Genomic DNA, 7,378 nt, shown 5'->3' on the forward strand with positions numbered 1-7,378 from the left:
GGAATAGGAGAATAGGCGGGGGCTGTGGGCTTGAAAGCTCTATGATGGTAGGGAAGTAATCACGTGCAGAAAGCTAGAGTAGATTCAGTGAACGAGCAGGTAGACCCTGAAACCGCTAACCAACGTCCTGACGTCGCCGCACCCTGGTCCCAAGGTGGTGCGCAAGCCCCGCAGGAAACCGGGGACTCTACTGCCGATGAACAGGTCATAGCTCAGGTGCAGGCTGGCCTTGAGGCCTGGGCCGAGCAGATGGAAACCTACACCGGGCCCGATGCCATGCTGGACTTCAACCAGGTTGATTATGTCCATATTGACCTGACCGACGCCAACTCCTCGGGTGTCGCCCAAATGTTTATGGGCCGTAAAACTCGCCTCTCTACCATCTTGCGTGATAAAGCAAAACTTGAGGCTGGCATGGTGGCAGCCCGTGCCCTGCGTACTAAAATCTTTGAGCTAGCTACCGGCCACGGGCTGGACGCTGGCTATTTCGTAGCAGGTACCGCCTCCTGGCTTTCACGTGACGTCCGTGAAGACGGCATGGTAGGGGAGAAGCGCTTTATTGCCCCTATTCTAATGGCCCCGCTCTCTATTACCCCCCACCCCACCAGCGATGATTTCGAGGTTCAGCTCACCGGCCCGGCCCAGCTTAACCCCGCTATGGTGCGCCAGATTAAGAAAGAGTACGGCATCGATTTGGGCACCATGGACGTAGCCCAGTTAGCTAACTCTATGCGCAAGCTCGACCCCGAGCCGGTCATTGAGCGGATGCGAGCCACCACCGGGTATGTGCCGGGCATGACGATTCGCTCTACCTACTTCATCTCCACCTTCGCAGACCTGAAGGAAAGCACCGGGGAGCTACCGGCAACCGCCCACACCCCGCTGGTGCGTGATATTGCCCAGCTTAAGCTCAACCCCCTAGAGCAACCTTTCATCGCTCCTGTGCACAACACCCGTGAGCCCCTTGATAGCCGTGACCCTGCTACCGATATGCTGGTTGTCGATACGGACGCCAGCGGCCAAGACATCGTCGATCTAGCCCACCTGGGGCACTCCCTGGCTGTTACAACGGCCCCTGGCACTGATCAGCTTGGCACCGCAATCAACATTGCAGCAGCCCTTATTAACCAGGGTAAATCCGTACTGGTGGTGGGGGAGAAACGCTCCACCCTCAACGATTTCAACCGTCTGCTTGAACGCACCCACCTGACCGATGTGACCTTCAACCTGCTCACTGAACGGGACTCTGAGGCCTACCGGCAGGAATTTATCTCAGCGATTGTGCGTGATGAGAAGGCACCTGCCCCCAACGTCACCGATATCCATAAAGAACTGGTAGATACCCGGGCCAAGTTGCGCGGGCACACCGAATCCTTGCGGTTTACCGAATCCCGGTGGGGATGCTCCGTCTACGAAGCCCTACAAACCCTGGCAGCTCTCACCGCCCAAGACCCGGCTCCTGCCACCCAGGTGCGTCTGAGCCGCACCACTATGGACGCACTGACCCGCCGCACTGAAACCGTCCACAAGCTCCAGCGTCTAGCGGACCTAGGCGGCTTCCGCCCCTCGACTCGCGCATCGGCCTGGCACCAGGCCAAACTCACCAGCGCCGAAGACACCGCAGCTGCCCACACCCTGGTCAAAAACCTGCGTAGCTCCCTGAACGAGGCATCAGCAGGCATGGCCCTGCTGGCTGATGAAACCGGCTTGAAACCAGCCGCCAGCATGGACGACTGGGGCGCCCAACTCGACCTGCTCGAACGGATCGCCGACACCCTCACCCGCTTCAGCCCCGACATCTTCGACCGGCCCGTCACCGACCTCATTGCCGCGACCGCAAGCGGAACCTGGCGGCGAGAACACGGCATTGACATGTCCAGCATCCAACGCTCCCGCCTACGCCGTGCCGCTAAAGAATACATTGTGCCCGGGGTTAACATCTCAGATCTTCACGAGAACCTCTTTATCGTGCAGAGCCAACGCGAAGAATGGATTAGCTGGGCAAAGGACGACCGCGTCCCAACAATCCCCGCCAACCTGGCTGATTTGCGTGCCCGCTACACCGCCCTGCTTGAAGAGTTCACAGGCCTTGCCATCGTCCTTGAAGACTCCCCAGCCGGTACTAACTTTTCAGCTACCCCCCTCAGCCAGCTTGAAGAAAGACTTGCTGCTCTCATTGATGATGAGTGGCTCCTGCACACCCTGCCTGAGCGTGTGCGCCTCACCCAAGAACTGATCGACCAGGGGCTAGAAGAACTCCTGGCTGACTTCTTCGAACGCCAGCTAGAGAGTAGCGCGGTAGCGGCCGAACTAGAACTAGCCTGGTGGCAGACAGCCCTAGAAATGATGCTGGCCTCCCAAGAACTTGAAATCTTGAGCGCAGACACCCTCCGCGACTTAGAGACCCGCTTCCGCCGGGCCGACTACTCGCACCTGGCGTCCGCTCCGGCCCGCCTGCACGCCCAGATAGCCGATACCTGGCGTGCCCGCATCCACGAATACGAGCAGGAAGCTGCCTTCTTACGAAGCCAGCTCAAGAGCCACGAATTCAACCTTCAGCAGGTACTCACCCAGGCCCCCACCATGGCCACCACCTTGCTACCGCTGTGGATCGCCAGCCCCTTTGCTCTCTCTGGCAAGGTGCCCACCAGTATGCGCTTTGACGCGGCGATCCTGCTCGATGCAGAATCCACCCCCCTGGCCGCGAACCTGCCCGCCCTGATTCGGGCAGAGCAGGTGATCGCCCTGGGCGACCCCCATAGCGGCTTCCCTGCACCCTTTATGGTCTCAGCGGTAGCCCACAACGCCCCGGTAGCCAAAAACCAGGAACTGGTCAGCACCTTTGAGGCCCTCTCCAAGGTGCTACCTGGCCGCTCCCTAGCAACCATCAACCGTGCCGTAGACCCGGCCCTCTTTACCTACCTCAACGAACACTTCTACGATGGTGCTCTCATCAGCTACCCCTGGGGTGAAGAAATCACTGACGGCACCCCGGCCCTAACCGTTGAATACGTGGACGTGACCGGGCGAGTCTCCGATAACGCCTCCTTGGATTCGCCTAGCCTTGAGGTGCAGCGGGTAGCTGAGATGGTCATCGAACACGCCTACCGTAGCCCCCAGCAGACCCTGGCCGTCGTCACCACCACAGCCCGCCACGCCCAGCGCATCGCCGAGGCCGTCCGGCACCTGCTGGTACGCTACCCCCAATTTGCCCCCTACTTTGCAGCGGGCGACGAGTCCTTCCGCGTCGTTGACGTATCCCGTGCCGTGGACATGGAACGAGACGTCATTATCTTCGCTCTGGGCGCCGGTAAAACAGCCCAAGGGGCAGCCCACCACTTCGGGCACCTCTCAGAACGCAGCGGCCGGGAGAGCTTCGTGCTGGCCACCACCCGGGCCCGCCACCTCACCCGCCTGGTCACCTGCGTCACCCCTGAAGACCTAGACCCCCAGCGCCTAGACTACGGGGCCTTCGATATCTACCGCCTGCTCCTGGCCTACCGCAGAGAACAAGAAAACCGGGCAGCCCAAGAACTGACCAAACCCATTACCGATAAACTTCCAGTCAACGAGTTCCTCACCAATGACCACCTCGAAGCCATCGACATGGGGGACTGGCTGCTCAATGATCTAGTACGCCGACTAGGGCAGCACCAGGTGACCCTCCACGAATCATCGGTGCCCCTCATTTCCCTAATTGCCACAAGTGATAAAGAATCGCTGGTGGCAGGTGCGGTGGGTAGCCCGCGCGCTCGCACGATGGTGCATGATGTTGACCGCGCTACCCCCTTGCGGGTGCCTTTGGCTGTGGTGTCAGATGGGTCAGATGCCTATGCCGCTTTGAGTGTGCGTGAACGCTCCCGCCTGATTCCTGAGCTGCTGGCACGAACCGGCTGGAACCACATGACCTGCTGGACCATCGAGGTCTTCTCAGACCCCGAAGCCCTGGTCGGGCGTATCGGAAGCTACCTGGGGTTGAGCCGTGAATCCTAGAGAGCAAGAGGCACAAGAGAACCCCGCAAGCACTGACCCCGCCTCCTCCTATAGCCCAGTGCCTAAGCGGCGCCGCGGCCACCGCCGGGCTAGCGGCGGCTCAGCCTTTACCGGCGCCGAACCCAAGCTGGCGGGGCTCACTGATGCCCGCCCGTCCGCCCCAGCCCCGGAAGGGCAGGACGCCCGCGATACCTGGCTGAAAGAACAGCGCCCTCCCCACTACGGGCAATAAGAAAAAGGGTGCAACAAAAGGGGCTGCCTACCACGGTCTTGTGGTTGGCAGCCCCTCAGTCTTGTGAGGGCTTACTTGCCCTTATCGTTTGCGTAGAAACCGGAGCCTTTAAAGACCACACCTACCTGGCCAAACTTTTTGCGGAGGGTATCTTGGCCGCACTCCGGGCAGGTCTTGAGGGCGTCCTCTGAGAAGGACTGGTGCTGCTCAAATAGGTGGCCGCAGTTCTTGCACTGATAAACGTAAACAGGCACGTGTGACTCCACATCAAATAGGTGATAAATCTGCTGGTTATTCTACTCTGTTCTGGCCCTTCCCCCTGAATCATCGAGGCGGTGGAGCCCTTGTTCTGTGGCCACATATCTGAGCTGGGCGTCCCAGCTATCTGCTGGCAGACTGTCAAGAATTTCTCGCTCAAAGACAACCCCTATGGTGGAGGGCTCTAAGGCAAGCGGGCCAAGCTGCTCAAAGAGCCGGTCGTAGTAGCCGCCGCCTTGCCCTAGCCGCCGCCCTGTGACGTCATAGGCCAGAGCTGGAACTAGGCGCACATCTGCTTGTATAAAAGCCTCAGAGCCCAGGCGCTCACCGACTGGCTCAGCAATACCTAGCGCATTGGTCGTGTGCTCTATGTGAGGCCACCACTGAACCCAGGCCAGCTGATGCTGGGGGCGGACGATGGGCACCAGCACCCGATAACCTTCAGTAAGGGCCCGGGTGAGGGCTGGCAGAATGGGTGGCTCTGTGGGAAGGGGGAGAAAAGCTGCAAGGGTGGATCCTGAGGGTAGGGCACCCCAGAGGGGCGCTAGGGTGCGCTCAAAGGCCTGGGCTGTCTTATCATGTGGTGGGTTGTGGGCGCGGCGTCTGCGCAGATAGCTGCGGACGCTGGCCTTGGCTGAGGCTTGTGAGCCTGACTCTGGTGCGGTCACAGGAGCCCTTCCTCTGGTGTTAGCTGAATCTAGTCATAATTTACCGTCACTTAGGGTGCAGAATGCAGATAAAGCTTAGAGATTAGGTATTCTGAAAAGCATGACTGAAAATAAATCACTCACCGTGACCAAAGCAGTAATTCCTGCTGCCGGTCTTGGCACTCGCTTCCTTCCCGCTACTAAGGCTACTCCTAAGGAGATGCTGCCGGTGGTGGATCGCCCTGCCATTCAGTACGTGGTTGAAGAGGCTACGCGCGCTGGTCTACATGATGTGCTGATGATTACCGGCCGCAACAAGCGTGCCCTGGAGGATCATTTTGACCGTGTTCCCGGTCTAGAGCAGCAGCTTGCCGCTCAGGGTAAAGATGCCCTCTTGAAGAGCGTTGAAGATTCTAATGGTTTGGGTGAAATCCACTATGTGCGTCAGGGTGACCCTAAGGGCCTTGGCCACGCGGTACTCCGTGGCAAGGTGCATGTAGGTAATGAGCCCTTTGCCGTGCTTCTGGGTGATGACCTCATTGACGAAAAAGAAGATTTGCTTTCTGCCATGGCTGCTGTTCAGCAGAAGACTGGCGGCTCTGTTGTGGCCCTGATGGAGGTACCTGAAGAACAGATCTCTGCTTATGGCTGTGCAGCGGTAGAGGCTGTTGAAGGTGAGGACGGCTTCGTGAAGGTCACCGGCCTGGTCGAAAAGCCTGCTGTTGAGGACGCTCCCTCAAACCTGGCCGTTATTGGTCGTTATGTTCTTTCGCCTAAGGTCTTTGAGGTGCTAGAAAACACCGCACCGGGCCGTGGCGATGAAATCCAGCTAACCGATGCCTTGCAGACCCTGGCTCAGGGTGACGGTGAGGGTGAAGGCGTGTACGGTGTGGTCTTTAAGGGCCGCCGTTTCGATACTGGCGATAAGCTCTCTTACCTCAAGGCCAACGTCATTCTCGCTGCTGAGCGTAATGATATGGGCCCTGACCTGCGGGCCTGGATTAAGGAATTCGCAGCCGAGCTGTAAACCTCGATACTGCTGCTGAGCAGGTGCAGGGCTAAGGGAAGCCCTCACCTGCTCTGGTGGTGGGCGCTGGGGTAGAATGAACTAGATACTTTTGTCATAGAGATAAAGAACGGGGGCAGCGATGGGCTTCCTGAGTGGCTCTGGCCTTATTTTGCTTGTGTGTGTGCTGGTTGGCCTGGGGCTTGTTGTACGCCGTCGCACTACAGGGTCTATGACGAGTATCGGAGCTGAAAAGTTCGTAGCTGATATTGTTGAGAACTCTGATGGGCCAACTGGGAACCGATCCGGTTCCTTGGTAGCTTTACCTGAAGCCCCTTCTGAGCATGCCCCCATCTTTCGCCTCAACTATGGCCGGGTTTCCTTATTTGGTTTAGCCCTGGTGCTTATCATCGCTAGCCTCATCACAGGGGTGCTAGCTCTGATGGGTAAGATAGCGGGGCTTCTTCCTTTACTCTTATTCCTCGCTAGTGTGGGGTGTTTGGCCGGGTTGCGTGTACTGGCTCTACGCGACCGTGATCGTAGGCGGGCCCGCACCGTGCTAGCTCTTGAACAGAAACAGGCCCGGCGGCGTCCTTCACCAACCCAGGAGCCCAGTTCTGCTCGTACTCACCAGCAATCCCAGCGAGCTGCTACCCTTGAGCTGAAACCTGCCCCCCAGCGTCCTGCCCGGGCCCGTCAACAGATGCCGGTAAGTCACGCTGCTAAGGCCCTGCGCAAGGTAAAAACCCAGCACCCCATGGTAGCGCCTACCCTCGCCCCTGCCTCTGAGGGTGAGGCTAGGGCCCCTCATGCTCCTGCCCGCTTGCGGATGGACGAAGCCCTGCCCGATAACCGCTGGCAGGTCACCGCAGTGCCCCTGCCCACCTACCTGCAAGCAGAAACTGCCCGCCGCCCAGCTCCTGCGCCACTTGAAATTGAGGCTGCCCCGCAGAGCCAAACCCAGACCCTGGCAGAGGCTGCCACCCTCAACCTTGATGATGTTCTCAAGCGCCGCCGCGCTTAGATGAAGATGACGTTCTTCTAAAGAATAGATACCCAGCCCCTAGCTTCACACCCTGAAGCCTTGGAGCTGGGTATTCTGTTTGAAGGGCGTGCACACCAACCCGCCGTATTTTGAGGAAGGCTACCTGCATGGCTACACACCGAGGCTTATTCAAAAGTCCCACCCGCAGCCAAAAACACCAACCCCCGCACCACCGCAAACACCCGCCCATACAACCC

Annotated in this window: 6 protein-coding genes; 4 read left to right on the top strand and 2 right to left on the bottom strand. The window is 58.9% G+C overall.

What is annotated here, in order from left to right:
* Positions 1-87 precede the first annotated feature (87 nt).
* Entirely contained in the window at positions 88-3,993 is a 3,906-nt protein-coding gene (locus tag ACED87_RS06740) for a DEAD/DEAH box helicase (RefSeq protein ID WP_449089768.1), read from the top strand.
* Positions 3,983-4,225, top strand: a complete 243-nt coding sequence (locus tag ACED87_RS06745; protein ID WP_449081030.1) for a hypothetical protein — start codon at positions 3,983-3,985, stop codon at positions 4,223-4,225. Before ACED87_RS06740 ends, ACED87_RS06745 begins: the two co-directional genes overlap by 11 nt.
* A 71-nt stretch (positions 4,226-4,296) precedes the next feature.
* Here ACED87_RS06745 and ACED87_RS06750 read toward each other — a convergent pair whose 3' ends face one another.
* Together ACED87_RS06750 and ACED87_RS06755 are read right to left on the bottom strand one after the other, a co-directional pair.
* Positions 4,297-4,479, bottom strand: coding sequence for an FmdB family zinc ribbon protein (locus ACED87_RS06750; protein ID WP_449081029.1), 183 nt, complete (start codon positions 4,477-4,479; stop codon positions 4,297-4,299).
* A gap of 42 nt (positions 4,480-4,521) precedes the next feature.
* The gene (locus tag ACED87_RS06755) at positions 4,522-5,151 is read right to left on the bottom strand and encodes a 5-formyltetrahydrofolate cyclo-ligase (RefSeq protein WP_449081028.1); all 630 of its coding nucleotides are present in this window, start codon (positions 5,149-5,151) and stop codon (positions 4,522-4,524) included.
* A gap of 100 nt (positions 5,152-5,251) precedes the next feature.
* Here ACED87_RS06755 and galU point away from each other — a divergent pair, with 100 nt between their 5' ends.
* Complete coding sequence (gene galU, locus ACED87_RS06760; protein WP_449081027.1) at positions 5,252-6,157, top strand: UTP--glucose-1-phosphate uridylyltransferase GalU; 906 nt, start codon at positions 5,252-5,254, stop codon at positions 6,155-6,157.
* 211 nt (positions 6,158-6,368) lie between these two features.
* Positions 6,369-7,160 (top strand): hypothetical protein, encoded by a 792-nt coding sequence (locus ACED87_RS06765; RefSeq protein WP_449081026.1) that lies wholly within the window; start codon positions 6,369-6,371, stop codon positions 7,158-7,160.
* Positions 7,161-7,378: the final 218 nt, after the last annotated feature.

It is taken from the genome of Rothia sp. 32237D007AR (genome assembly GCF_053544675.1).